Here is a 25,095-nt window from a genome sequence, read left to right as displayed (position 1 = left end):
ATCCTGTGTGGAGAACGTCATGACCCAGCAAACCGATCGCATCGAAAAACAGGCCCTGCTCAACGCATCGCCCGACCGCGTGTGGGAAGCCATCAGCAATTCCGGCGAATTCGGCCAGTGGTTCGGCGTCTCGTTCGACGGGCCGTTCGCGGCCGGGCAGCCGCTGTTCGGCCGCATCACGCCGACCCGCGTCGACGACGACGTCGCCAAGGCGCAAGAGCCCTATGCGGGCACTGTGTTCGAAATCGTCGTCGATCGCGTCGAGCCGAAACAACTGTTCTCCTTTCGTTGGCATCCGTTCGCGATCGACCCGAATGTCGATTACACATCCGAGCCGATGACGCTCGTCACGTTCACGCTCGCGGCGCAGGCCGGCGGCACGCTGCTCACGGTCACCGAAACGGGCTTCGATCAGTTGATCGAAACGCGCCGCGCGAAGGCGCGCGAGATGAACGATCAGGGCTGGGCCGCGCAGATGACCCTGATCGCGAAATACCTGGCCAGGCACGCGTAGCGCGCCGCAACGCCGCACCGCTGTGCCGACATGCGACTCGACGTGCGTGGCATAATCCGCTCCATCGTCGCCCCTACGCCGCCGCGCATCGCATGCTGAGTCGTCGTCTCCGGAAGATCGGCAGTCTGATCGGGATGCTCGCCATCCTGATGACGGCGCTCGCACCGACGATCTCGCAGGCCCTGACGACGCAGCAGCGCGTCGATACGCTGCTGGCCGGCTACTGCACGGCCGCGCCGGCCACCGGCGAGCACTCCGCCGATGCGTCGCGAAAGAGCCTGCAGGCCCACCTCCAGGCATGCGGCTATTGCAGCCTGCTCGCCCATACGCCCGCCCTGCCCGCGCCCGAACTGACGTTCGCGGCCAACGTGCACATCATTCAGCATCGCGAAGCGACCCGCTTCGAAAGCCTGCGCCGCGCGCTGCCGCTCACGGCCGCGCAACCGCGCGCCCCTCCGTTCACGTCCTGATTCGTCGTCAACGCCCGTGATGCCGTAGCGCATCGCGCGGCTCGCGCACGCCGCCGGCGTGCGCGACGTGTCACGTTTCGAAGGACGATCATGACTCACCGTGTTGCGCGCGGCGTCGTACCGCGCGTGCGGCCGCTTGCTGCCGGTGCGTACCGTCGCGCCGGCATTCGCCTGCGGGCAAACGCCCGGCCGCGCACGTTCGCACCGGCGTCGGCCGCCATCGGTACTGCTGCGATGGTGCGCGTGCATCCGTCCGTCGAATCCGTGTTGCTTCATCCGATTCGCCACTCGCACACTCAACCATGAAAACCGCCACTTTCACTCGCGGCACGCTCGCCGCACTCGGCTTCGTCGCGATCCAGGCCGCCCACGCACACGCACTTCCGAAGACGCAGGAACCGGCCGCCGGCGCCACGCTCTCAACCGCGCCGCATACGGTCTCGATCGGTTTCAGCGAGGCGCTCGAGCCCGCTTTCAGCTCGATCGCCGTGACCGACAGCCACGGGCAGTCGGTCGCCGACGGGAAATCGTCCGTCGACGCCGGCAACCGGAAACGCATGCACGTCGCGCTGGCCAGCCTGACCGCCGGCACGTACACCGTCACGTGGATCGCGGTGGCCAGCGATGGCCATCGCACGCAAGGCCACTACGCGTTCACGCTGAAATGACGTTCGCGATGCGCATCGGCGTTTCGTGCCGAGCGCGTCGCCGCCGATAGCCGCCGCATCCACCCATCAGGAGAACCAACCATGAAACGCCCGATTCCGACCGGCCTGCTGTTCGCACTGCTCGCGCTGCAGGCTCCCGCCACGTTCGCCGCGCCGGCCGTACAGGCAGAAAACTGCTGGATCCGTGCGATGCCGGCGACCGTGCCGTCGTCCGGCTACTTCACGCTGAAGAACGACGGCGACGCGCCCGTCACGCTGACGGGCCTCGACACGCCCGCATACGGAATGGCGATGCTGCATGAAACGCAAACGAACGGCAGCACCGCGAAGATGGTTCACGTCGACGCCGTCGAAGTGCCCGCGCACGGCACGGTGACCTTCAAACCGAAGAGCTATCACGTGATGCTGGAGCAGCCGCGCCAGGCCGTCGCGCCCGGCGCGAAGGTGCCGTTCCGGTTGCGTTTCGCGGACGGCTCGACGGTATCCGTGACCTGCGACGCCAAGGCGCCGACCTACGCCGGCCAGTAACGCCACCCGCCCCCGATCGAAGGAGACGCACATGAAACACCGCCTGCCGCTGGCCGACCTGATCGTCCGCTACCGGACGCCGCTGAACGTCGCCGTGCTGATCGTCTGCGGGATATGGGCCGGATGGATCGCGTGGATGACGCGGCCCGCCGCGATCGATACGCCGCCGTCGATCCCCGCGTACTGCATGCGCGACGCGCGCTGACGCGCCGCGACGGCACGGTTCCGGGCAAGCCCGGGCCATATATTGGCGTGGCATCATCGCGTCATCCCGCCCGCCGGAACCGCCTCTCGGAGCGCCGCATGTCCCTTCAGACCTGGATGCTGTTTGCCGCAGCCTATCTCGCCACGACGCTGTCGCCGGGGCCCAACGTGCTGCTCGTCATCCGCAACACGGTGCGCTACGGCACGCACGGCACGGCCGCGACGATCGCGGGCAATCTCGTCGCGCAGGGCGTGGTCGTGGTGCTCGTCGCACTCGGCGTCGGCGCGGTGCTCGCCGCAATGCCGCCGCTGTTCGTCGCGATGAAGGTGGCCGGCGCCGCGTACCTGATGGTCCTGGGTGTCAGGCAACTGCGCGGCGAGTGCAAGGCCGGCGCGTCGACCGGCGCGGCGGAGGTCGCCGCACCCGACCGCGGGAAGCTGTTCCGCGAAGCGCTGTTCGTGTCGGGCAGCAACCCGAAGACGATGATCTTCCTGTCGGCGTTCATGCCGCAGTTCATCGTGCACGACCGCCCGCTCGCGCTGCAGTTCGTCGTGATGTACGCGACAATCGCATGCACCGTCGTGATCGTTCACAGCATCTATTCGGCCGGCGTGCGCCGGTTCCATCGCGGCTTCGGCATGAGCCGCGCGGTGCGTGCGCTCAAGCGCGCCAGCGGGCTGCTGTTCGTCGGGCTTGGGATCAAGCTGCTGACTGCGCGGCAGGCGTAAGCGCTCGTATTGCCGAGACCGAACTTGCCGCGCCGTCCCGTCAGCGTGTTTGCGCAGCCAGCGCGGCGGTGATCTCCACGAACGACGGCCGCGCGTCGACATCCTCGTTCAAACAGGCTGCCGCCAGTGCGTCGAGCGTGGGCCGGCCGGCCCCCGCCTGCTGCCCGCATCGATCGAGCAACTCGCCGAGCAGGTAACCGAACGCGCGCACCTCGAGCCGTTCGAACCGCGCACCACGCATGCGGTCGCTCACGTCGTAGAGCGACGCCGCGCCGAAATCGCCGAGCAACGCGCCACCGGCGCCGTCGTGCAGGATGTTGTGCGCATACAGGTCGCCGTGCATGATGCCGCGTTCGTGCAGATGGCCCGCGACCGACGCGATGCCGTGCGCGATCCGCAGCGCCGCGGCAGGCTCGAATCCCGTGCTGTCGGCATACACGTCGCGCGTGCAGGTCGCGAAGCTCGGCGGCCCCGCGAGATTCGTCAGCGCGGGATCGACGAGTTCCATCACGAGGCCGTGCGTGCCGTCCGGGTGCCCGCGCACCTTGCCGATCACCGGGATCATGTTCGGGTGGCGGCCGGCATGCAGGCATGCGGCCATTTCGCAATCGGGCAGGCCGTCGCTCGTCACCGCGCCCTTGAACAGCTTGACGGCGACCGCGCGCGGCGCACGGTTATCCGCCGTCCATTGCGCGCGGTAAATCACGCCCGATGCGCCTTCACCGAGCTTCTGCCCGCATGCGAGCGATGCCCAATCGACGTCCGCGACATCCGGCTCCGCCGACGCCGCGGCTTCCGGTGCCGCACCGAACGGATTGCCGGCGGCAGCAAGCCACGCGAGCCGCGGCATCCGCAGCAGCCAGTCCGGCAGTTCGTCCAGGTGATTCGCCGACAGGCGCACCAGTTCGAGCGCGCGGCAGGCGGCCAGCCCGGCCGGCAGCGTGCGCAGCCGGTTGCCGGCGAGCATCAGCTTTTGCAAGCGCGAGCAATCGCCGATATCGGCGGGCAACTCGTCGATTGCGTTGTCGGTGAGGATCAGCCAGCGCAATGCGCGCGGCAGCGATCCACGCGGCACGGTTTGAATCCGGTTCGCCTTGAAGCCGATCATGTCGAGCTGTTCGCACGCGCCGAGCACGTTGGGGAACGCGGTGAAGCGGTTGCCGGACGCGAACAGGATGCGCAGGCGATGCAGGCGCGGCAGGTCGTCCGGCAGCGCGGTGAGCGCATTGCCGGTCAGGTCGAGCACTTCGAGCGTGTCGGCGAGATCGAAAATCTCGCGCGGAAAGGCCGTCAACCCGCATGCGAGCTTGAGTTGCCGTGCGCCGGCCAGTTGCCCGGCCTGCAGTTGTTCGAGGGTATGTGTCACGCAGAGAAAACGGGTTGCGGTTGCGGCGGCCATCGGGTCGATCGTCCGAATTCTACCGGGATCGCTTTCGCGCATCCGCCCATCGTGTCACACCCTCTTCACAAACGCGAAATGTGACGCTACAATTGCGCCCCTTGCAGTGCTATGCAGTGCCGACGTGGTGAAATTGGTAGACACGCTATCTTGAGGGGGTAGTGGCGAAAGCTGTGCGAGTTCGAGTCTCGCCGTCGGCACCAGAAGCGGTTTTACCGCGCTTCGAGTTCAGCAGTCCCCGCCTTGCGTCAAGGCTCCGACGATCCAGCCGCCTCGCAACGAGGTTTTCGTCGTGGTTCCTTGCTCATCGCCCGCCTGGCGCGGCATGTGCCAATTACCGGCCGACAAGACCTGTCGGAGCATGGCCCACATCGATAACCGCACGTTCCCCTTTCCAGCTTGAAGTCCATTCGATCGGACGCTGTCGGGAACGCTGTGCGTCGCTCTTTACTGACGGCGCAGCCCCTCTCCGCGATCCGAGAGAAGCAAATGACCGATGTCCGGTCGACTTCTATGCGGCATTCATATCGTTCCGCGTACCGATGACGCGCCGCCGACCCTGCAATCCGATTCCACCGGCCACGCGTCAGGACACGTTGAAGACCTGACTGCAAGGCAGCTTTGCTCCGCTATCGATCGTCAGATTGAAGTACGGTTTGCGATCAAGATGCTTTTCGTCCGCATCGGGATCGGGGATATTTCGAAATCGCTCGAAAACGAGCGTCTTGCCGTTCCGCAACCGTATCGACATGAACTTCATCGATTGATCGAATGCCGGCGTTCCCCATGACGAATCAATCGGCTTCCCCTCGCCAGCGGAGAGGTAGACCGACAGGGTATTGCCCCACTCCTGGCGGGGCACCACCTTCATCTGATCGGCATCCGCCTGAGGCACGCCCACATTGACGGAAAGTTTCTTCCCTCCCTTTGCCGTGCAAACGAACTCCTGATTGCCGCCGAACCGCTGCTGAAACGCGACGAACGGATCGGCGTTGCCTTGATCGGCCAGAACTGTCGCCCCCCAGCAAGAAAGCACTGCGCCAGAAATCAAAAACCAGGCATTCCATTTCATTTGATCCAGACTCCCGTTACCTTTCTACCCTTTCCGATCAACGTGGGTTTCTCGCCCTTGCGCATCACCCTGCTATTCGGACTGATGTAATCACTCGCGAAAAGCGGTCCGGGCAGTACGACCTCGGCGTGACCATGAGTCGATCCATCGGTCGTATCGTAGACGATCACGGCCCCCTCGGGGGCATCATAGGGGCTGGCGATGTGCAAGCAGGCAACCCTCTTCTGCGTGGCGTAGCGAATGAATAGTGAATTCCTCACCGACAAGCTCCCCAACCGGTCACGACGATCATCGATTGAAAATTCCAGAATCCATCCTTCATTTTGATCTCGCGATCAACATCGACAGATTGCAGACGGCAGCGCACGCCAATTAACAAAAGTACTTCTTCGTCGATATTGAAGTCATTCAAATGCGAAGGCCAACATCCCGTCGAATACAACATCATCGCTCTTCAAGCATGTTCGAAAAACGCGACGGCACATGGCTTCGCGGTTTTTGTTTCCACGGCCCTCACGCCGCCCCATCCTCCCCCGCCAGCAACAGGAAATTCCGGACCACCGCCGACGATTCATCGCATCGTGACGCAATGGCGAGCCGCGCCCGCAACGCATCCCCCGCCAACGGCCGATAGACGACTCCGGCAACCTGCACCTGCGTAATCGCCTTCGGCACGACCGACACGCCGAGCCCGGCCGCAACCAGCGTCACCGCGGACGCCATTTGCGGCGCAGGCTGCGCCATGCGCGGCTCGAACCCGGCGGCATTGCATGCGGCGACGATATGGTCGAACAGCGCGCCGCCGGCCTCCCTCGGCACCTGCACGAACGACTCGTCAGCCAGCTCCACCAGATCGATCCGCCGCCGCTGCGCCAGCCGGTGCGCAACGGGCAGCGCGACGAACATCGGTTCGTCGTCCCAGTCGAGCATCCGCAACGTCGCGGCGGCCCGGCGTGCCGGCCGCACGATCGCGACGTCGAGGTGCCCGGCCTCCAGCGCCTCCAGCAGCATCCGCGACGCGGCCTCCTGCAACGTCAGCTCGGCATCCGGAAACGCTTCCCGAAAGCGCCGGATCAGGTCCGACACTTTCGAATTGAACGCCGCCGTCCCGGTGAAACCCACGCGCAGATGCCCGGTTTCCCCGCGCGCGGCCCGCCTTGCCGCGCGCACCGCACGCTCGGCGGCGTCGAGCACGCGGCGCGCTTCCTGCGCGAAGACCTCGCCCGCCAGCGTCAGCTCGGCGCCGCGCGCGGTCCGCCTGAACAGTTCCACATCGAGCTCGCTTTCGAGCGCCTTGATCTGCTGGCTCAACGGCGGCTGCCCGATGCCGAGCGCCTCGGCAGCCTTGGTGAAATTCGACGCGGCCGCCACGGCCAGAAAATAACGGAGATGCCGGAGTTCCATTCGTACGTGCTCTCACGGTGTGCCGGGTGGGTTCACCAGCCAGTGGTTAAACATATCGCTGCGGTTACTTTCATATATTGGACATATATATGACCGTGCGCAAGAATTCAGGCGTTCCTTCGCACATCGAGCGCAGTCATGTCCTCCCCTTCGCTTTCCCGTGCCCTGCCCGGCGCGCAACAGGCCACGCCCGATGCGCTGCCCGCCGGCGTTTCCCCGCGCTCGGCCGCCTACAAGCGCATCGCTCTGGCGCTCTTCCTTGCCGGTTTTTCCACGTTCTCGCTGCTGTACTGCGTCCAGCCGCTGCTTCCCGCGTTCGCACGCGAGTTCGGCCTCGGCGCGGCCTCGAGTTCGCTCTCGCTGTCGCTGTCGACCGGGATGCTGGCGATCTCCATTCTGTGCGCCGGCGCGCTGTCCGAACGCGTCGGGCGGCGCGGGCTGATGTTCGCGTCGATGACGCTCGCCGCGCTGTTCAACGTGCTCGCCGCGCTGTCGCCCGACTGGAACCTGCTGCTGGTCTGGCGCGCGCTGGAAGGTTTCGCGCTGGGCGGCGTCCCGGCTGTCGCGATGGCGTATCTCGCCGAGGAAATCGCGTCGGAGGGGCTCGGTTTCTCGATGGGGCTCTATGTCGGCGGAACCGCGTTCGGCGGCATGGTCGGACGGATCGGCATGAGCATGCTGGAAGAGCACTTCTCGTGGCGCACGGCGATGCTGACGATCGGCGTCGTCGACCTGGTCGCGGCGGCCGCGTTCGTGATCCTGCTGCCGCCGTCGCGGCGCTTCGTGAAGCGCACCGACCTGACGCTGCGCCATCACGTCCGGCTGTGGGGCGAGCAACTGCGTCACGCGCGGCTCCCGTTCGTGTTCGCGATCGGCTTCCTGGTGATGGGCGCGTTCGTGACGATCTACAACTATGCGGGCTTCCGGCTCACCGCGGCCCCGTTCAACCTGAGTGCGACCGCGTGCGGGCTGATCTTCGGCGCCTACCTGTTCGGGATGGTGTCGTCATCGAGCGCCGGCGCGCTCGCCGACCGTCTCGGACGCGCACCGGTGCTCGTCAGCGGCGTGCTCGTGTTCGCGGCGGGCCTCGTGCTGACGCTGTCGCATTCGCTCGCCGCGATCGTCGTCGGCATCGTGCTCGTCACGATCGGCTTCTTCATTGCCCACTCGGTCGCGAGCGGCTGGGTGGGCTACCTCGCGGGGGCCGCGAAAGGGCACGCCGCGTCGCTGTACCTGCTTGCGTACTATCTCGGGTCGAGCGTGCTCGGGTCGATCGGCGGCACGTTCTGGCAACACGGCGCGTGGACGGGCGTCGCCGCTTACGTCGCGGTGCTGCTCGTGCTCGGGCTGCTGGCTGCGCGCCGGCTGGCACGGGCGTAGTGGGTACGTAATGGGCACATCACGGGTGCGGCGCGGGTCGCGCGCGATCCGGTCCCCCGTGGCCTGCTTCAAGTACGCCACGCATCGGGATAGTCGCGCATCGATCAGGATGCCGGCCCATTCTGCCGCTTCACCGCGTTGTTGCTCACACGCGAGCAATGCCCAAACAACGCCCGCAACACCCCGATCGGCCGGCGCTACCGCTTCCGGCACCGTGCCGAACGGCTTGCCGGCGACTGCGGCAAGCCCGGCAGGTCGTCTGGCTGCACGGTGAACGCACTGCCGGTCGGGTCGAGTACTTCGAGCGAATCGGAAAGATCGAACATGAGCCGGAGCGCGCCCCGGTCGTTCCAGGACCCTGCTCCTCTCCGAGGGGAACAGGGTTCTTCGTCACATCTCGGGAGACAGACGCAAGCGGTTCGCCAGGTCTGCTACGGCGAACCGGAATCGATACGAGTCGGGCTTCCCGGTCCTTCCGATTTTCCAGCTTCCGTCCTGCGCCACGGCCGCCTTGCATACGACAGTCTCCGGGTCGGGAATGGTCCATGCCGACAGGTCCGCCCTCCAAAGCTGCGGCGTCAATGTCCACGTTGAGCCGATCGGCGTCACATGACCGACTGCCGTGCCAAGTAACGGCACGAACCCCTTCAGAGTCATGTCACCACCCGGCTCTCCCGACGCCAGCAAGAAGCCGGTGACTTCTGTGGTGGACGTCTCCTCGCGGTAGGATACCGGGATCACGAACGATGTTTCGGTATCGCCAGTTACGCCCGGAATCACCGACACGATGCAACCATTGAGCGCGTACCATGGCTCCGACAATTTGGTCGAGAGCTTGCGGAAATCGCCGCCCAAATTCGCATCCCCGGCCGTGGCAGGTGACGCCGGTCCGATAGGACGAACTGCCACGATTTGCCCGACGCTGTCTTCAAGCGCAGCCATCGGCACTTCTTCCTGCCAGAGCTTCGGGGAATACGCGAAAGCCTGAACATCATCGCCGGTCGCGACTGGCGGCGAGATCTGGACGAGTACATCGAGCGCCGCCCGCAATGCCGCGCCGTATTCGCCGACAAAACGCCGGTAGGACGTACTGAAATCCAGGCTGTCGTATGTCTTCATGACGGCGGTGTCGTACGCAGCGCCTGCCGGCATGAAAATCGTCAATCCTTTCGCCAGCGACCGGTTGCTTCCCGCCCGCTTGACGACGACGGCCTGATTCAGCGCTTTTTCGACCTCACTGCTCGCGACCGTCGGCCTCGGCAGCGCCGCAAGCTCGAGCGCCCTTGAAAACTGCACCAGATCAACCATATCGGTGACTCTCGTCCAGTCGGTATCGAACGAACGCGCGTTGACGCGTGCACGTGCGATGTCCTCCACGCTGTTTCCGTTGGCATAGAGATCGCGGCCCAGTGCGTCAGCCACGCCGATGACACTGTCCAGCGCCCCCAGGTCGACGAGCGAAACCGTGAAATCCGGATTGTCTCCCGCGCGCAAGCCGGCATAGCTGTTGACGATCAGCGTTCCCAGGTCTCGGGCATTCATACCAGGCTGTGCGACGAGACCGCCCAATACGCTGGCGTAATCCCACCCGCCGAATTCAAGATCCTCGGATGCGACCAGATAGTCCGCATACGGGCGAAACGCGGCGGCAACCTCGACACTGGCCATCAGGCATGCGTCGAATCCGACCAGATCGAAGCGCTTTCCCGTGGCCGCGGTCGCGCGCTGAAACGCCTGGGTCATGTCCCGCAACGACAAACGCGGGAGGTCCCCCGCATCGCGCTCGGCCTTCGTCGTCGTCCGATAACCAAAGCCGCCATTCGGGCCGCCCCCGTGATCGCCCAGAATGACCGCGACCCGCTTCGCCGGATACTGCCGGATACCCCATTCGAGAAAATCGCTCAGCGTGGCCGATGCCGCCATGTCCTGCCCTCCGAGGTCGGCCAGCCTGGTTCGCCGCCCCTGCGAGAGCTGCCAACGTTGAGTCCGAGTCCAGTCGACGTCCTTCTGCACCTGGTCTCCGCCGCCGGTCGTAACCAGGATATTCACGTTCGTACCGGCCGTGGCCTTGGTCATCGTGTCAAGATCGGATTGAAGGTCCGATGTCAAATCCGAACCGACAAGATAAACGAGCACCGTACGCTCGGCCGTCGCCGTTATCGAATCGTCTCCCGATCCGCAAGCGCTCATCAATCCGGCCAGCGCGAAACCCGCGAGCAGCCGTCCGATCCGCCTCCACGTCATGCACCAGCGCTTTCCCATTGTTTTCTCCTGAAATGTACTCATCCGTTGTCCTTCGCATCACGCCTCGCCCCCTCACACCTGACCGACGAGCGAAGCAACGATTCCGATCAGTTCCGCGACGAGCAACATCAACGCGCCGATCACCAGTATCGCGAGCCAACAACCGCGGCGTCCGCTGCGCGTCGTCATCTGCGCTCCGGCAAATTCGACCCGGCACTCGGCCACTCACCGTTCACCGCGCGATAAACGACGAGTGCCTCGCGCGTATCGCCGGGGCGCGCGCCATGCCAGAACGGCGCCCATGACGCCCCTGGATCCGGCACCGCACCGCGCATGCCTTGTACGACGAGCCAGCGGCACGCGCGCGCACGCGGCTCGTCCATCGGTACGTAGCGGAGTCCGGCGAAGTAATCGAGCATCGGCGCCTCGGATTCGCCGAGCCCCGGGCTCGCGATGCAATCGCCCGCGCGCCACTCGCGTGCAAGCTGGATCTTCAGGTCGTCGAACACCGACCGATAACTTTTCGCTACGTCGAGCCAGGGCAGCAACAGCGTGTAGACAAGGCCCCAGGCGAGCACCACGCCGCTGGCCCACGACAACGCACCACGCACGGGCCCGCTCCGCGCAGCAACAGCAACGCGGCGAGCCAGCCGACGCTCAGCGCGAACGCCGCGCAGATCGCCGCGGGTTGCAGAGGAATCGTCCAGTCAAGCGGCAGCCAGCCCCCCAACCACCCGAAGAGGTCGCGCGGCAGCGTGTCGTGCGTCATCGCAAGCCAGACGCACCACACCAGCACCGCACATGCACCGAACAGGCCGCGACTCGCGTAATCCCACGCGACATGCACGCGAGCCGGCATACGCTCGACGCTGCGCGCGGCGATGAGCGACAGCGGCCCGATAAACGGCAGGATGTAGAGTTGCCGCGACGTCGCAGCAAAGTGGAGCACGATCAGCCCGATCGCGGCGAATGCGACCGGCAGCGCGATCGACGGATTGCGCCAGCCGCGCAACACACCACCGGCGATCGCCACGACCGCGAGCGGACCAACCGGAAACCCGACCGTCAGCAATGCACGCCAGATGAACAGCAGCTTGTCGTTCTCGGCGCCGAGCATCGGCACCGAGAAACCGAAGAAGCGGCCGACATTGTTGTCCCAGAACCAGACGGCGAACAGCGTTTCCGAACGCAGATAGAGCGCCGTCGGCCAGATCAACGCGAACGGTGCGCAGACGAGCGCGGCCATCGCGAGCGCACGCGCGCAGGCACGCGTGCGACACGCCGGATAAAGCACGAGCGCGACACCGAGGGTCGCGCCGAACACGAGCGGCACGAACAGGCCCTTCGACATGAACGCGATTCCGATGCCGACGCCCAGCCGCGCGGCCGCCCAGTAATCGGCATGGCCGCCTTGCAAGAGCCCCGCGACAAGTTCGAGCAGACCGCAGAAACCGATCGCCGCGCCGGCCATCAGCGCAACGTCCGTCATCATGTCGTGCGAGTGTTTGAGCACCACGAGCGTCCCGGCGCACAGCGCGACGGGACCGAGCACGCGCAGCTCGAACCAGCATGTCGAGCCGGTTGCCACGCGCGCCGCACGCGCGGTGAAGCCGAACGCCAGCGCCGCGAAAAATGCGCTCGCAAGCCGCGCCGCGTCATGCAACGGCAAGATCGCGCCGAGCAGGCGCGCGAACGCGACCGCGACCCAGTCGTACAGCGGCGGCTTCTCGAGAAACGGCGTACCGGTGTTGGCCGGCACAATCCAGTCGCCGGAATCGAGCATGTGCCGAATGATCCCGAACGTGTAGGCCTCGTCCTGTTTCCACGGGTCGTGGCCAATGATGCCCGGCGCCAGATACGCGATTCCCAGCGCGACGAACAGCAGCACGCGCACTATCGGCCGCGCGACCCAATCCGCGTCGAATCCGGACGGTGTGCCGCGCCCTGCATGCAGCGGGCCCGCACGGCAAAGCCGTCCGGCGTTTGCGGCGGATCTGTCGCGCATCACCGGAAGAACCTCCCGAGAAAGCGCGCGACGCCACGCCCGCCCGGCACGGCAATACGCGGCAGCAGAAACGGATCGGTACGCGCATCAGCACGTCCGCGCACGGTCGTCGTCGCGTTCTGGAAGCCGGCTTCGATGACAAGTCGCCGCACGTTCGCGTCGAGCGCACCATACGGATAACAAAACGACACGATCGGGCATCCGGCCGCATCCTCGAGTTGCGCCTTCGAATGCGCGATCTGCCGCCATGCAGCCGGTGAAGGCACGTCGGACAGCACAACATGATCGACGGTATGCGCGCCGACCTCGTGCCCGTGCGCGTGCCATTCGCGCAGCGCGCCGAGATCCATCAACGCGCCCTCGGCCGTCGCGAGCCTGCGATCCCAATCATTGCTGCCGCCCAGCCTGCCCGACACGAAGTAGCAGGTCGCGGTAAAGCCGAGCGCATCGAGCACGGGCAGCGCATGCTCGGCCACGTTGCGAAAACCGTCGTCGAACGTGATGGCAAACAGCTTCTCGCGCCGCGCCTGCGGCAGCCGCCGCTGCAAGTCGGTGACCGACATGCCGCGATAGCCCAGCGCCTTCAGCACACGCATCTGGCGCCGAAACGCGCGCGGATCGACGCTCAGGCCGCGCAATACGTCCGAATGCGGCGGCAACGGGCGAATCTGGTGATACATCAGAATCGGGACGCACGCGGCGCGTTTTGCCGACGGCCGCTCCTGCGGCGTGACCGGCGGTTGCGTCGGAACACCGGTCATGCAGACACCGCCGTCCCGCGGATCGACGCGCGGTAAACCGAACTCGTTTCGTCGATGAACCGCGCGAAACTGAACTCGCGTTCGCTCCTTGCGCGCGCGGCGCGCCCCATCTCGGGAACACGTTCGGGATGTTCGGCAATCTCGCGCAGGACGGCGGCGATCGCTTCGGGCGATCGCGGCGGAACGATCCAGCCGTCGATCCGGTCGTCGACGTTCTCCGGCAAGCCGCCGACATCGGTCACGATCACGGCACGGCCCATCGACATCGCTTCGCGGCACGCAAACGACAGGCTTTCGTGATATGACAGCACGAACGATGCGTCGCAGGTCGCGAGGATGTCATGCGTCCGATCCGTCGGACCGACGAACGCGACGTTCGCGGCCACGCCGCAATGCGCGACGAATTCGCGCTGCTCCTTCGACGGCCAGTCGCCTGCAAGCAGCACGCGAAACTTCGCGCGCAATGCATCCGGCAATTGCGCAAGCGCGCTGACCAAATCGCTCCACCCCTTGTGCGGCCCGGTGCCGGCGACGCTGCCGAGCACGATGGCGTCCGCACCGGCTTCGCCGAAATACCCGATTCGCCGACGCCGGATCTCGGCCTGCCCGCCCGTATGCGGCGGCAACTGCACGCCATGCTTGATTACCGTGATGTCGCCGTACGGTGACTGCCGCTCGAGCATCAGCCGGACGTAGTCACTGACGGCGATCGTCGTGTCCGTCGCGAACCGCGCCCGCAAAAAATTACCGATGCTGCCGGCCGCATAGGTGTTGTGTTTCGTAAAAACGACCGATGGTCGCGTGCGACAGCCCACGAGTGCGAGCATGACCTGCCGGTGATCGGCCGAGCCGTTGACGTGGATGATGTCGAACGCGGATTGCTGGATCAGGCGCCGCAGCCGCACCAACTCGGGGAGAAATGTGCGCCAACACGGCTTGAACTGCATGTCGACGATGCGCACGCCCGGTAGCGTATCGACCATGCGCGACAGGCGACTGCCGGCCGGCGATGCGACCGCGACGCGATACCGACGGCCCAGACCGGCCGCAAGGTGATAGATATAGGTGTCATGCCCACCACCATTTCCGCCATGAAAGTTGGTATAGAGAATTTTCATCGCTTGTATTCTTCAGACGGTGTCACGCACGTGCGCCCGCATTTATCGACAGGCATGCCCCTCTGTCACGCGGATGCAAGGACCGGTTTCACCCAGTTGCGCCGCGTAACGCCGCACGATTCGCAATCGAATAATTCAGGATTTCCCGAGGGAAACGTGTCCGATATAAACCGCATCGGTCACACGATTGTATTGACTCTGTAAGATTATTTATTCCGGAATATCGACGGAATTTCTCTAAAAAATAAGCATCCGGGTGTAAGGTGTTCGGGCCTTCATTTTTTTCATTTCTGCCCGGTCACCTTGTTTCACCACACGCAGGTTCCGTATGCATAGTCGGCGTAACCGGTCATATACCCCGTATACAGCGCGGCAGCTTATCGAGCGACCGGCTTTTCCCTACGATGTCGGCCGGAAACCGCATTGCTCCCGACACTGATTGACCCCCATTAATATTCAATCAAGAAAAAACATTCGAACTGGCCATCATGATGAGTGAATCGCCAATCCAAACGCATCGCTTTCACAGTAATGACCCGGATGAGGTTTCCGATTTTCTCGTGGCGACCTATACGGAGAACCGCTTTCGTGCATGTCACGCCAGCAATCGGGACGTCACTGTCAGTGGCCAGCAATGGAACGGGCTCGCGGTTTACGATGGCAATTTCGAAATACCGTTTCATTTTCAGTCGGGCGGCCCCCGCCCCAACTATCTCTTCTCGTCGTGCATCAACGGCGGATCGACTTACTCGAGCGGGAATTCGGTCGCGCAATGCGCCATCGGCGATGTGATGCCTGTTTCGTCCGCGAGCGACGCAACGTGCCTGTCACGACCCGAGGGGCTGCACCACATTGCCGTGATCCTCGATGTCACCGAGGTCAACGAATTTGTCGGACACTGGCTCGGCCACCCGCTCGACGAACTCATCCAGTTCGACCTGTCGCCGCTGGCCAAAGATCTCGCCACGCAATGGAACGCGTCCGCGGATTGCCTGCGTCGAATGATGCTGATGTCGCCATCCCCTGATATCGCGATACGCTCGCTGTACGAGCACATGCTCAAGCTCGTCGTGACCGGCCACAAGAACAACTACAGCGACGTCGTCCTGAGCGATCGCCATGCGCCCGAACACCTCGCGCGTACCGCGGTTGCGACGATCGAAGCCGACCCGACACGCTGGGCAACGCTCAGTACGGTTGCCTATGCGCTGGGATGTGCAACGAACACGCTGGAAAACGGCATCCGGCGCCTGACCGGCAAACATTCGAGGGACATCATCCTCGACGCACGTCTTCGCGCCGTTCACCGCGCGCTGGCCGTCGATATCGGCACCGGTTTTGTCGGCGTGCTGCGTGCATACGGCTTTGCGCCGTCGTTGCGCTTCGTTCGCCTGTACCACCGGCGATTCGGAGAGCCACCGAGCGCAACGTACCGTCGAAATCCGAGCGCTCAGGACGTCAGTCGAAACATCCGCGAGCGTCCGGACATCCTCTATGAAACGTCCATCAATCGCTGGATCGATGCCTCGCTCGGCAAATCGATCAGCCTTGCCGACATCGCCCGATACACCGGCCTGAGCGAGCACGCGACAATCGCGGCGTTCAAGGAGCGATTCTCACGTACACCGATGCAGTACGTGATCGAACGCCGCCTGGAACGCGCACGCTGGCTGCTGTGCCATACGTCGACGAGCATCCTGTCGATCGCGCTCGATTGCGGGTTCGGCAGCCAGAGCTATCTGACGACGCAGATCAAGCGGTACTACGGCGTCACGCCGCGTCAACTTCGACTGTCGGGTCACGTACCGGCAGGCGACGACGACAGCCGATAAATCGCATCGCACCGCCGTCACGGCACCACGCCATTCGAACATCGCGAGTCGCGCGCATTTCGGCGGAATCCTTATGTTTTTTCCCAGGCGTGGCCGGAGCGCAATCCGTATGCCGCATCATTGCGCGGCGCCCGCGTCCTGCGCACGCCATGCACGTCGCTGTTGCGACAGCCGGCTTGCGGCAACCCCTGCTGCCTTCCACCACGCGAACGGACGCGGATCGGCCAGCATGCTCAGTGCACGCGCATAGTCGAGCGCGAGGCCCGGCGTCCACGCCATCGTCACCGCACGCTTGCGAATCTGCGCGGCAACCCACAGTTCGGGCGTGACGAGCACTCGCAGAAAACTGCCCCACCCCGTACTGCCGCCGTGCAGTCGGCCCACCGCACCGTCGATCGCCGCCTCGAGCGCATAGGCAACGGTGCTCGAGCAGTTACGGTGAGTGAGGTTGTACGTCGTATCGATCCGGTAACGCTCCCAGAACGCGCGCAACTTCGCCGGATCGTAATTGCGGATCCGCACGCGTATCGTGGAAGGACACCACGCGCGCGACTCCGTTGCATAGTCCGGTTGAAACGTGCCGGGCACGTCGTTTTCGCGTGTTGCGCGCAGGATACGGCCGAACTCCGATGGCGAACGGTCGATTTCGGCGGCGGGATACAGGCTGATGTAGATTCCCTCGGGCGACTCGAGCGCCGCATGCCCGGTCGAAATGTTGCCGTTGACGTCGACCGCGGCGATGTAGCGGTCGACCACCGGATGATGCTGTGCCGGCGCCTTCGACGAACCCGTCGGCGTCCACACATGCACGGTCAGCGCACGCTCGTGATCGGCCGGCGGGCCGTCCCATTCGGTTCGATCGAACGGGCTCGTGCGTGCCTCCGATGCGACGTCGGGAAACAATGCAGACCAGCGTGACACGCTGAATGCCGGATTGCGTTCGAGACGCCGCACGCGGGCCGCCAGCGCCAGCATGTTCGTGCCGCCGAAGATCAGGAACAGGCCAAGGCAGTACGGCAACGTGCCCACGTAGTGGGTCGGGTACGGTTGAAAGAAAAACACCGCGATCAGGATCTCGACTGCCCCCCAACCGAGTGCGATCCTCCAGCGACGATACCGGACGATCCACGCGGATACGCACTGCAGTGCCCCGTCGACCAGGAACAACGCGCCGAAAATCATCGACAGGATCAGGTTCCCGTGATGGTGTCCGGCGAAGATCAGCATCGACGCGGCCACGACCGCGACTCCCTTCACGTAGCGCAATGCGCGTTGCCCGCCGACGCCGGTCCATGCGACGGCCAGCGTCGCCCCCCCTTCGAGCAGGCACAACCACGCAAAGAGCGTGACCGGAAAGTGCATTGCGCCGTCGAGCGCATCGACGAACACGACGAGCCCCGCGATGACCCATACGATGCCGATCCAGACAATTCCTTTCGCGCGCTTGCGCAGATAGTCCACGCCCAGCAACAGCATGACCAGTCTCACCATGTTCCGCTCCCTCGTCGTCGCCGGCCACGGTGCGCGCGAGTCGTCGCAGGCCGGTGGCCAGGCATGGGTTCATTTGTTCCGTGCGAGCGGTAGCGATGCGCGGATCGCCGCCGAGAAATCGCCATCGATCATCGCGCCGGGAGCGCGCTGAATCAGGCTTGCCGACTTCAGCGCATCGAACGGTATGGAATCGTCGAGCAGGCCGAGCTCATGTCCGTATCGGTCCGCATAACCACTCAGCAACACCTTCCAGCTGTATCCGACGTCAGGGGCAACCGATCTGACGTGGTGCAAAATATTCGTCGTGCAATTGTTGAGCAACGTGTTGTAGAACTCCGGATGGCGTTCGAGCGTATGTACGCGCCGCAGGTAATCCTCAAACAATGCACGTGCGGTCTCGGACGCGACGCGCGCACGGAACAAGTACACGCGTTCCCGGCGCACATCGGTGCGAACGCCGATCAAATCGCGCTCGTCGGCAACGACGTATACGAGGTCGTACAGCGGCAAGAAACCCTTGTACGGCGAGTAGCGCTGCCCGTGCCGCCGGCGCGTCTCGATCGAGATCGCGATATAACGGCCGCCGCTCAGGCCGAAACTCAGGAACGCGTGGGCAATCGCTTCGTTGGTCCAGCGCGACACGACAAGGTCGACCGTCATCACCGATTCGAGCGCGAACGTTGCGTCGTAGTACGCCGGCATGCAGTCGTCGCGTGTGCGATATCTGAAGTTCCGCACATCGCGCACGGTGACCTGCGCCCCACCCCATTCGATCCAGGCGGCACGCGCGTACTCCGGCGCCCACACGGCCGGCGCGCGCGCAACGCGCAGCAGCGACGACAGCGGACTCATTCCCGTTCCGTCACGGCAACCGGCCGCGGTAACCCGCCGCCGCTCCCGGAAAACGCCACGTGAGTGCGCAGGCCCACTGAAAACGGCACGAATGGGCGGAAAGTCGTCGTCGAACCAGTCATGTCAATACAATCGATATACGGTCGCCCCCATCCTTCCCGATAGCCGAAACCGCGCCTCGCCTTGAACGACTCATCCGCACATCACGATGTGGCGTTCGATTCAGCCCTCAATGATCGATACCCAGGCGGCCCATTTTATGCCGCCACCCGACGAAGGAGTTTCGTTAAATATTCTCGATTTTTTGAAAAATTCCGATCGATCGCGGCTGAACAATCAGGCCGTGCGCCACGAGCATGACGAAGTTTCGCCGGAGAGACTCCCGGCGTCTCCTGCAGTACGACAAGCCGTTCCCCCGTCACTCCGACGACAATTCCACTGCCCCGACAGAATCGGATCATTCATGCACAAGGCCATTCGTGGATGTCAAACGGCGCGACGCTCGGCGGAACATTGCGTCGAGACCGACGAGGCCTCCGGATTTCGAGCCTCCCGCGATATCGTTGATGAGTTGGCTCACGACATCGCGTGGCTCTTCCTCAACGGCAGGTTAGACCTTGCCGTCAGCTTCGCATTTCTGAAACGACTGGTTCGACTGGCAAACCTTGATCTATCGCTTTTTGCGTGGGACATATTTGATGCCTTTGCATGCGGCGCATATCGCACCGATGCGTATCCGTCCGACCTTGATCCTGCCGTTCATCACACGCTACCGCGACTGCGAGCAATCTTGAGTATGCGTCGCGGCACCTTTTCCGCGATTTATATCGATTCCAGTTCAAAACGCAATGCGGTGCAAAGGGTGGAGAAAGCCAGGCGAATACCCGGACCAGACGATCATCCCCAGCGAACGAATCACGTTCTCACGGATTCCGATGGAATCGGCGGCCCACATGTTGGCCTCTCGACGCGCCCCGTGCAGCCTGCCGGCTCTCGGTGACGGAACACTCCCGGCCTGCGCCGGAAACACATTCCGGCACCCGCCGCCTACACTCCGCTACTGCACATACTGCTCGTTACCCGTCAGCCCGATCTTCGTCGCGCCTACGCGTTGCGCCGACGCCAGTACCGCGGCGTCACGCCAGCACATCATCCCCCTTCACCGCATACGCCGACTCGCGCCGCTTCAGCCGCATCGCGATCAGCGCCGCGAGCACCGCCAGCGCGGCGCCCGTGAGAAACCCGCCCGTATAACCGACCTTCGCGGTGAGCGACAGAATCGTCGACGACGCGATCAGCTCGCCGAGGTCGCGCGTGCTCTGCACGGCCGTCACGTCGGTGCCGGCCTGGTCGCTGCCGCCCGCGAAGCGCATGCCGGCCGTCATGATCGACACCGACGTGATCCCGGTCGCCAGCGAACCGAGTACCGTGCACAGCCATGCCCACGACGGCGACACCGGCAGCCACCCGCCCGCCTGCGCGAACCACAGCAGCGCGGCCGCGCCCGCACAGCTCACGCCGGCCGTAAACGCACGCCACAACCCGAGCCGCCTCACGAGCCACGCACCGCCGCCGCAACCGAGCACGACCGTCACGATGCCGCCGGCCATGCCGAGCTTGCCGATCGCGTCGAGCGTCCAGCCCGCGTCGTTGAGGAACAGCTTCGACAGGCCGAAGCCCGATACGGCCGTCATCGCCGACAGCAGCGCAAGCGACAGCAGCGACCACGAGCGCGGCCGCTTCGCGAAACGTACGAGGCTCGCATCATGCTCGGGCTTCGCGCGCGCACGATCCGCATCGCGCGGCAACACCCACAGCACGCAAACCAGGCTCGCGAGCGGCACGGCCGCCAGCGCGAGAAACGCGGCCCGCTGGCCGAACAGGCCGATCAGCGTCAACGTGCCGGCGCCGCCGCCGAAGAAGCCGATCATCACGCCCGCGATCTGGATCGCGTTGATCTTCGCGAGCGTGTCGCCGCTGAAGTGTTCGGCGGCCATCCCGTCGTTCGCGATGTCCTGGGTCGCGCTCGCAAGCGACGCGACGGCCAGCAGGCCGACCGCCCATCCGGCCGTCGCGACGGTCATCCCGATCTGCGCGAGGCTGCCGAGGCAGAGCACCACGAGCGTCTGCATCGGCAGCATCCAGCTGCGCCGCCGGCCGATGCGCGGCGACCAGCGGTTGTCGACGACGGGCGCCCACAGGAACTTCACGACCCACGGCAAACCGACGAGCGGCAGGAACGCCAGTGCATGAAGCGGTGCGCCGTCGTGGCGCAGCAGGGTCGGCATCGCATCCATCGCGATGCCGATCGGGATTCCCTGTGACAGGTAAAGCAGCGTGATCGTGATGACCAGGCGGCGATGTTCGAGCAGATCGCGCATCGAAGTCTCCAGTTGCATGAAATTAAAAAGGTTCGGCACCGGCCGGCACGCGCGCGGGCCGTATCGCATCGCGGCGCGGACGGCGCGCGGCACGCAGCAGCAATGCGCCGAACGCGACGAGGGCCGCGTCGATCGGCCAGTACACGGGTTCGCCCGCGCCGAGCAGCGCGATCGCGCAATGCGTCGCCCCTGCCAGCCCGTAAGCGGCGCCGGCCGCACGCATCAGCGTGCGCAGCCAGGCCGCGCGATCGGCCACGCAGGCCGCGAGCGCGAGCGCGCCGCCCCACACGGCCCAGAACTGCATCGCGAGCACATGGTCGACGTGCACGCCGGCGGGCAGCGCACGCCCCGCGAGCAGCAGGACGCCGCCGGCGAGCACCAGCCCGCCGCAGGCGCCGACGGCGACCGCGGCCAGCACGTTCGCCGAGCGGTCGTGCTGCGCCCGCCGACGCTCGATCCACAGATGCAGCCCCGTCGCGCAGAGCGCGCACGCCGCGAGTCCCATCAGGAAATGCAGCACGCGCAGCACGCCGCCCATCGCACCGACCCAGCCGTATTGCGCGAAATGCAGCGGCTGCACCGCGATGAACGCGCGCAACCAGAAGCCTCGGCCGCGCGACGTGGCGTCCGCGAGCCATTGCCCGTCCACCGCGCGATACAGGTGACGCTCGAACAGCGCCGTGCTCGGCAGGCCGGCGGTCGTCCCGGCAATCTCGACACGCGCGTTCACGTCGCCCCACCGATGCAACACGACGGCTTCGCGCCGGAAATCCGGCGTGCGCGCCGCATCGCGCCGCAGCAGCGCCTCGAGATCGGGCGCGCGTTGCCACGCGCCGCCGGCGGCAGTCGGCGGCGGCCCGCCGAGCAGCTCGGCGAACGCGCGCTGCGGTTGCCCCGGATACGCGACGCCCGCAAGCGACACCGTGCCGAGCGCGCCCAGCCCCGACAACGCGCCGGTGAACGCGAACAGCACGAGCCACGGCGAGCCCCACAGGCCGATCCACGCGTGCAGGTCGAACAGCGCGGCGCGCAACCCGCTGCCGCGCCGGATGCGCGCGGCAGCAGGCCAGCGCCGGTGATGCACGACCAGGCCCGCGACGATGAGCACGAGCAGCACGATCCCCCACAGGCTGACGAAGATCCGCCCGGGAAAGCCCGCGAACAGCGTCTTGTGCAGCGTGACGAGCAAGGCCGCGCGTCCGCCGTCGGCCAGCCGCTCGCCCGTCGCCGGGTCGAGCGCCAGCGTGCAGGCCTGGCGTGCGTCGCAGAAACGGATCGCCGGATCGTCCGGTTGCGGCAGCACGATGCGCGCATCGCGCAACGGCACGCCGAGCGCCGCCGCGCGCGCGACGAGCGTATCGAGCGGCAGTGCCGGCCGCGCGACGGCGACCGGAGGCGGCCGCCACCAGCCCTGCATCGAATCGGTCGCGAGACTCCACGTGCCGCTGAACAGCACGACGAACAGCACCACGCCGAACAGCGCACCGGCGCCGCGATGCAGCGCGCGCCAGCGCGAACGCGATGAAGCGTCCATGTCAGCGCCCTCCCCAGAACATCGCGCACGGCACGAGCACCGCGAGCCACAGGCAGGCGCGCCACGCGGCCTGCCGCCGCCCCGGCGCGACGAGCACCCACAGCAGCGCGGCGACACCCGCGGCCAGCGACAGCAGCACCGCCGCGTAAAGCCGGTTCAGGCCGTCGGCCGGGTAATGACGGGTCAGCGTGAGCGCCAGCGCGACCGCGCCCGGCAGCACGCCTGCGATCGCGAGCGCCGCCCGCGTCCCCCAGCCGCCCGCCATCAGAACTGCCCGCGCACGGTCAGCATCACGTTGCGCGGCTCCCCGTAGCGGTTGTTCCAGCCCGGCTGGCTCAGGCTCAGGTAGTACTTGCGGTCGAACAGGTTGTTCACGTTGACGGCCGCGCTCCAGTGCTTGTCGTAGCGATAGCCGAGCCGCACGCTGGCGAGCGCGTAGCCGCCCTGGCTCATCGTGACGCCGTTCGCCTGCGCCGAGTAATTGCTCTGCACCTGCACGCCGCCGCCGACGCTCCAGCGCCGTTCCTGCCACGGCAGGTCGTAGTTGGTCCACAGCCGGAACAGGTGGCGCGGGTTCAGCAGCGGCGCGAACGTGCCCGCGTTCGCGAGGTTGTCCGCATAGCGCATCGTGTCGTACGTATAGCTCGCCCACACGCTCCACCACGGCGTGATGCGGCCGTTCGCCTCGAACTCGAAGCCCTGGCTGCGCACGCTGCCGCCGTTCACGTAGTAGCAGTTCGGCCCCGCGCACGGATGCGCGAGATCGACCTGCGGATTGTTGTCGAGATCGATGCGGAACGCCGCGAGCGACACGTTCAGCTTGCCGCCCGCCAGTTCGCCCTTCACGCCCGTCTCGTAGGTGCGCCCCTTCACCGGCGTCAGGATGCCGCCGCCCCACATCGACTTGGTTTGCGGCTGAAACACTTCCGCATAGCTCGCGTACCACGACCAGTCGCGCGCGAAATCCCAGATCAGCCCGCCGTACGGCGTGAACTGGTGGCCGGTGTTGTAGTGCGCGCCGAGACTGTCCTGGTTCCACCAGCTCATCCGGCCGCCGAGCACGAGCGTGACGGGTTCCGCGAGCTTGATGCGGCCGAGGCCATACACGCCCTTCTGCGACACGTCGTTCTGCTGCGACTGCTGGTACGGGCCGACGCCCGGCTCGGGCACGCTGCTCGGGTTCCAGCGGTAGACGTTCACCGGCATGCCGGCCACGTTGCCGAGCAGCTGCGCCGACATCTGCCCGCTGCTGCTGTTCGCGTAGGTCACGCCGAACAGCAGGTCGTGCGTCAGCCCGAACGCATGCACCGGCCCCTGCACGTTCGCATCGATGCTGCGGCTGTAGCTGCTGAACCGGTACGCGCCGCCCGTCAGCACGCCGCCCGCACCGGTCGCCGGATCGATCGCGCCGTACGAGCCCGCGTATTTCAGGTCGGAGCGCACGCTCTGGTATTCGCCGCTGACCTTCGCCTTCCAGCCGGCGCCGAGCTTCTGCTCGACCGACGCGAACGCGCGCGTCGTGTCCCAGTCGAAGTGGCCCCACGCGGTGTCGAGGAACGTCGAGCGCGACAGGCCGAGGCTCGACCCGTCGCGCGCCATCGGCACGCCGGACATGTCGGGCACCGAGCGCGTCGTCTGGTACTGCGCGCCGAACGTGAGCAGCGTGTCGCGCGTCACGTCGACTTCCGTGATGCCGTAGATCGAGCGCGTGTCCTGTTTCGCGTGGTCGTAGAAGAAATGACGATCCTCGTATGCGGCGACGAGCCGGCTGCGCACGGTGCCGGCCGCATTGAGCGGGCCGCCGATGTCGGCTTCCGCTCGGTAGCGGTCCCAGCTGCCGACGCTCACGCTCGCGTTCGCGGAAAACTGGTACTGCGGCCGCTTGCGCACGAGGTTGACCGTCGCGGCCGGGTTGCCCGAGCCGTGCAGCAGGCCGTTCGCGCCGCGCAGGATCTCCACGCGTTCGTACACGGAGATGTCCTGCGGCGCGCTCGCCATGTCGCCGATCACCACCGGCACGCCGTCGAATTCGAACGAATCGACCTTGAAGCCGCGCACGAAATACGCGGTGGTGAGCAGCACGTACGGCTGCACGGTCACGCCCGCCGATTGCTGCATCACCTCGTCGAGCGAATACAGGTTCTGCTGGTCGATCCGTTCGCGCGTCGTCACGCTGACCGACTGCGGAATCTCCCGCAACGCCAGCGGCATCTTGCCGACCGTCGCCACGGCCGGATCGTCGGCCACGCCGCGCGACCCGGTCACGGAAATCGCCTTCAGCTCGCCCGCGGCAGGCTTCACGGCGGTCGTTTCCTCCTTCCGGACTTCCGCGCCGGCCGCCGGCGCCGCATCGGCGAACGCCGCCGCCGGATGCGCGGCGATCAGCAGGCCGAGATACAGCGACGGGCGCCAGCGCCCTCGCCCCAAACGGGCGACGCGCGCGCCCTTCGTCATCGATCTCCCAGGTTCCAGCACCTCGTACCGCATTCACGCCCCCGTATTTGATAAT

General features: G+C 65.6%; 22 protein-coding genes, 1 tRNA gene and 2 pseudogenes. 10 read left to right on the top strand and 15 right to left on the bottom strand.

Annotation, left to right across the window (positions count from 1 at the left end; all coding sequences use genetic code 11):
- The first annotated feature begins 19 nt into the window (after positions 1 to 19).
- The 6 genes from ABY44_RS18710 (at position 20) to ABY44_RS18685 (ending at position 3,113) form a co-directional block, all read left to right on the top strand.
- A complete protein-coding gene (locus ABY44_RS18710) occupies positions 20 to 514 on the top strand; it encodes an SRPBCC family protein (RefSeq protein ID WP_060173647.1) in 495 nt (164 codons plus the stop codon).
- Positions 515 to 606: 92 nt separating this feature from the next.
- Positions 607 to 984, top strand: a complete 378-nt coding sequence (locus tag ABY44_RS18705) for a DUF2946 domain-containing protein (protein WP_060173648.1) — start codon at positions 607 to 609, stop codon at positions 982 to 984.
- A 302-nt stretch (positions 985 to 1,286) separates the two neighbouring features.
- Positions 1,287 to 1,652 (top strand): copper resistance CopC family protein, encoded by a 366-nt coding sequence (locus ABY44_RS18700; protein WP_060173649.1) that lies wholly within the window; start codon positions 1,287 to 1,289, stop codon positions 1,650 to 1,652.
- 81 nt (positions 1,653 to 1,733) lie between these two features.
- On the top strand, positions 1,734 to 2,180 hold the full coding sequence (locus ABY44_RS18695; RefSeq protein WP_059485187.1) for a copper chaperone PCu(A)C: 447 nt from the start codon (positions 1,734 to 1,736) through the stop codon (positions 2,178 to 2,180).
- 31 nt (positions 2,181 to 2,211) lie between these two features.
- Positions 2,212 to 2,385: a hypothetical protein gene (locus tag ABY44_RS18690; protein ID WP_021163271.1), complete on the top strand. Its 174-nt coding sequence runs from the start codon at positions 2,212 to 2,214 to the stop codon at positions 2,383 to 2,385.
- A gap of 98 nt (positions 2,386 to 2,483) precedes the next feature.
- The gene (locus tag ABY44_RS18685) at positions 2,484 to 3,113 is read left to right on the top strand and encodes a LysE family translocator (RefSeq protein ID WP_060173650.1); all 630 of its coding nucleotides are present in this window, start codon (positions 2,484 to 2,486) and stop codon (positions 3,111 to 3,113) included.
- A 40-nt stretch (positions 3,114 to 3,153) separates the two neighbouring features.
- On the opposite strand, the gene ABY44_RS18680 is transcribed toward ABY44_RS18685, so the two are convergent.
- Positions 3,154 to 4,479 (bottom strand): leucine-rich repeat-containing protein kinase family protein, encoded by a 1,326-nt coding sequence (locus ABY44_RS18680; protein WP_060173726.1) that lies wholly within the window; start codon positions 4,477 to 4,479, stop codon positions 3,154 to 3,156.
- A 151-nt stretch (positions 4,480 to 4,630) separates the two neighbouring features.
- On the opposite strand from ABY44_RS18680, the gene ABY44_RS18675 reads away from it, so the two are divergent.
- Positions 4,631 to 4,715, top strand: a tRNA-Leu gene (locus ABY44_RS18675).
- A gap of 383 nt (positions 4,716 to 5,098) precedes the next feature.
- Here ABY44_RS18675 and ABY44_RS18670 read toward each other — a convergent pair.
- The 3 genes from ABY44_RS18670 to ABY44_RS18660 all read right to left on the bottom strand — a co-directional run bounded on the left by ABY44_RS18670 (position 5,099) and on the right by ABY44_RS18660 (position 6,988).
- Complete coding sequence (locus ABY44_RS18670) at positions 5,099 to 5,584, bottom strand: hypothetical protein (RefSeq protein WP_060180913.1); 486 nt, start codon at positions 5,582 to 5,584, stop codon at positions 5,099 to 5,101.
- 256 nt (positions 5,585 to 5,840) lie between these two features.
- Positions 5,841 to 5,996, bottom strand: a complete 156-nt coding sequence (locus tag ABY44_RS18665; protein ID WP_155639455.1) for a hypothetical protein — start codon at positions 5,994 to 5,996, stop codon at positions 5,841 to 5,843.
- Positions 5,997 to 6,097: 101 nt separating this feature from the next.
- Positions 6,098 to 6,988, bottom strand: a complete 891-nt coding sequence (locus tag ABY44_RS18660; RefSeq protein WP_059686884.1) for a LysR substrate-binding domain-containing protein — start codon at positions 6,986 to 6,988, stop codon at positions 6,098 to 6,100.
- 138 nt (positions 6,989 to 7,126) lie between these two features.
- Between ABY44_RS18660 and ABY44_RS18655 the strand changes: the two genes are divergently transcribed.
- Positions 7,127 to 8,368, top strand: coding sequence for an MFS transporter (locus ABY44_RS18655; protein WP_060173652.1), 1,242 nt, complete (start codon positions 7,127 to 7,129; stop codon positions 8,366 to 8,368).
- Positions 8,369 to 8,758: 390 nt separating this feature from the next.
- Here the strand turns inward: ABY44_RS18655 and ABY44_RS18650 are convergent, their stop codons facing one another.
- The 4 genes and pseudogenes from ABY44_RS18650 to ABY44_RS18635 all read right to left on the bottom strand — a co-directional run bounded on the left by ABY44_RS18650 (position 8,759) and on the right by ABY44_RS18635 (position 14,496).
- Positions 8,759 to 10,654: a clostripain-related cysteine peptidase gene (locus ABY44_RS18650; protein WP_081072854.1), complete on the bottom strand. Its 1,896-nt coding sequence runs from the start codon at positions 10,652 to 10,654 to the stop codon at positions 8,759 to 8,761.
- Positions 10,655 to 10,797: 143 nt separating this feature from the next.
- Positions 10,798 to 12,617 (bottom strand): annotated as a pseudogene (locus ABY44_RS18645) (ArnT family glycosyltransferase).
- Entirely contained in the window at positions 12,617 to 13,378 is a 762-nt protein-coding gene (locus tag ABY44_RS18640; RefSeq protein ID WP_060173654.1) for a polysaccharide deacetylase family protein, read from the bottom strand. Before ABY44_RS18640 ends, ABY44_RS18645 begins: the two are co-directional and overlap by 1 nt.
- A complete protein-coding gene (locus tag ABY44_RS18635) occupies positions 13,375 to 14,496 on the bottom strand; it encodes a glycosyltransferase family 4 protein (RefSeq protein ID WP_060173655.1) in 1,122 nt (373 codons plus the stop codon). The genes ABY44_RS18640 and ABY44_RS18635 overlap by 4 nt, the downstream gene beginning before the upstream one ends.
- A gap of 488 nt (positions 14,497 to 14,984) precedes the next feature.
- On the opposite strand from ABY44_RS18635, the gene ABY44_RS18630 reads away from it, so the two are divergent.
- Positions 14,985 to 16,328 (top strand): helix-turn-helix transcriptional regulator, encoded by a 1,344-nt coding sequence (locus tag ABY44_RS18630; protein ID WP_027789644.1) that lies wholly within the window; start codon positions 14,985 to 14,987, stop codon positions 16,326 to 16,328.
- A gap of 117 nt (positions 16,329 to 16,445) precedes the next feature.
- On the opposite strand, the gene ABY44_RS18625 is transcribed toward ABY44_RS18630, so the two are convergent.
- Together ABY44_RS18625 and ABY44_RS18620 are read right to left on the bottom strand one after the other, a co-directional pair.
- Positions 16,446 to 17,819 (bottom strand): HdeD family acid-resistance protein, encoded by a 1,374-nt coding sequence (locus tag ABY44_RS18625; protein WP_060173656.1) that lies wholly within the window; start codon positions 17,817 to 17,819, stop codon positions 16,446 to 16,448.
- A gap of 69 nt (positions 17,820 to 17,888) precedes the next feature.
- Positions 17,889 to 18,671, bottom strand: coding sequence for an Lnb N-terminal periplasmic domain-containing protein (locus ABY44_RS18620; protein WP_060173657.1), 783 nt, complete (start codon positions 18,669 to 18,671; stop codon positions 17,889 to 17,891).
- 232 nt (positions 18,672 to 18,903) lie between these two features.
- On the opposite strand from ABY44_RS18620, the gene ABY44_RS18615 reads away from it, so the two are divergent.
- The gene (locus ABY44_RS18615) at positions 18,904 to 19,671 is read left to right on the top strand and encodes a hypothetical protein (protein WP_155637960.1); all 768 of its coding nucleotides are present in this window, start codon (positions 18,904 to 18,906) and stop codon (positions 19,669 to 19,671) included.
- Positions 19,672 to 19,728: 57 nt separating this feature from the next.
- Here the strand turns inward: ABY44_RS18615 and ABY44_RS18610 are convergent.
- From ABY44_RS18610 to ABY44_RS18590, 5 genes and pseudogenes are all read right to left on the bottom strand, one after another.
- Positions 19,729 to 19,806, bottom strand: a pseudogene (locus ABY44_RS18610) (biopolymer transporter ExbD); the annotation flags it as partial.
- 1 nt (position 19,807) lies between these two features.
- Positions 19,808 to 21,052 (bottom strand): MFS transporter, encoded by a 1,245-nt coding sequence (locus ABY44_RS18605; RefSeq protein ID WP_060173727.1) that lies wholly within the window; start codon positions 21,050 to 21,052, stop codon positions 19,808 to 19,810.
- 22 nt (positions 21,053 to 21,074) lie between these two features.
- On the bottom strand, positions 21,075 to 22,586 hold the full coding sequence (locus tag ABY44_RS18600; RefSeq protein ID WP_431641561.1) for a PepSY-associated TM helix domain-containing protein: 1,512 nt from the start codon (positions 22,584 to 22,586) through the stop codon (positions 21,075 to 21,077).
- Between the two features lies 1 nt (position 22,587).
- On the bottom strand, positions 22,588 to 22,851 hold the full coding sequence (locus tag ABY44_RS18595; protein ID WP_060173659.1) for a hypothetical protein: 264 nt from the start codon (positions 22,849 to 22,851) through the stop codon (positions 22,588 to 22,590).
- Entirely contained in the window at positions 22,851 to 25,073 is a 2,223-nt protein-coding gene (locus tag ABY44_RS18590; protein ID WP_060173660.1) for a TonB-dependent siderophore receptor, read from the bottom strand. Before ABY44_RS18590 ends, ABY44_RS18595 begins: the two co-directional genes overlap by 1 nt.
- Positions 25,074 to 25,095: the final 22 nt, after the last annotated feature.

It is taken from the genome of Burkholderia sp. ZZQ-2, from assembly GCF_050768715.1.
Classification (GTDB): domain Bacteria; phylum Pseudomonadota; class Gammaproteobacteria; order Burkholderiales; family Burkholderiaceae; genus Burkholderia; species Burkholderia cepacia.
This window is presented reverse-complemented; position numbering and strand designations above follow the sequence as displayed.

Coding starts and splice junctions, on each gene's coding strand:
- ABY44_RS18650 (WP_081072854.1), bottom strand. CDS start 10,654: ATGAGTACATTTCAGGAGAAAACAATGGGAAAGCGCTGGTGCATGACG.
- ABY44_RS18615 (WP_155637960.1), top strand. CDS start 18,904: ATGATCGATACCCAGGCGGCCCATTTTATGCCGCCACCCGACGAAGGA.
- ABY44_RS18605 (WP_060173727.1), bottom strand. CDS start 21,052: ATGCGCGATCTGCTCGAACATCGCCGCCTGGTCATCACGATCACGCTG.
- ABY44_RS18690 (WP_021163271.1), top strand. CDS start 2,212: ATGAAACACCGCCTGCCGCTGGCCGACCTGATCGTCCGCTACCGGACG.
- ABY44_RS18600 (WP_431641561.1), bottom strand. CDS start 22,586: ATGGACGCTTCATCGCGTTCGCGCTGGCGCGCGCTGCATCGCGGCGCC.
- ABY44_RS18655 (WP_060173652.1), top strand. CDS start 7,127: ATGTCCTCCCCTTCGCTTTCCCGTGCCCTGCCCGGCGCGCAACAGGCC.
- ABY44_RS18630 (WP_027789644.1), top strand. CDS start 14,985: ATGATGAGTGAATCGCCAATCCAAACGCATCGCTTTCACAGTAATGAC.
- ABY44_RS18625 (WP_060173656.1), bottom strand. CDS start 17,819: ATGGTGAGACTGGTCATGCTGTTGCTGGGCGTGGACTATCTGCGCAAG.
- ABY44_RS18705 (WP_060173648.1), top strand. CDS start 607: ATGCTGAGTCGTCGTCTCCGGAAGATCGGCAGTCTGATCGGGATGCTC.
- ABY44_RS18590 (WP_060173660.1), bottom strand. CDS start 25,073: ATGCGGTACGAGGTGCTGGAACCTGGGAGATCGATGACGAAGGGCGCG.
- ABY44_RS18640 (WP_060173654.1), bottom strand. CDS start 13,378: ATGACCGGTGTTCCGACGCAACCGCCGGTCACGCCGCAGGAGCGGCCG.
- ABY44_RS18695 (WP_059485187.1), top strand. CDS start 1,734: ATGAAACGCCCGATTCCGACCGGCCTGCTGTTCGCACTGCTCGCGCTG.
- ABY44_RS18685 (WP_060173650.1), top strand. CDS start 2,484: ATGTCCCTTCAGACCTGGATGCTGTTTGCCGCAGCCTATCTCGCCACG.
- ABY44_RS18660 (WP_059686884.1), bottom strand. CDS start 6,988: ATGGAACTCCGGCATCTCCGTTATTTTCTGGCCGTGGCGGCCGCGTCG.
- ABY44_RS18700 (WP_060173649.1), top strand. CDS start 1,287: ATGAAAACCGCCACTTTCACTCGCGGCACGCTCGCCGCACTCGGCTTC.
- ABY44_RS18670 (WP_060180913.1), bottom strand. CDS start 5,584: ATGAAATGGAATGCCTGGTTTTTGATTTCTGGCGCAGTGCTTTCTTGC.
- ABY44_RS18620 (WP_060173657.1), bottom strand. CDS start 18,671: ATGAGTCCGCTGTCGTCGCTGCTGCGCGTTGCGCGCGCGCCGGCCGTG.
- ABY44_RS18595 (WP_060173659.1), bottom strand. CDS start 22,851: ATGGCGGGCGGCTGGGGGACGCGGGCGGCGCTCGCGATCGCAGGCGTG.
- ABY44_RS18635 (WP_060173655.1), bottom strand. CDS start 14,496: ATGAAAATTCTCTATACCAACTTTCATGGCGGAAATGGTGGTGGGCAT.
- ABY44_RS18710 (WP_060173647.1), top strand. CDS start 20: ATGACCCAGCAAACCGATCGCATCGAAAAACAGGCCCTGCTCAACGCA.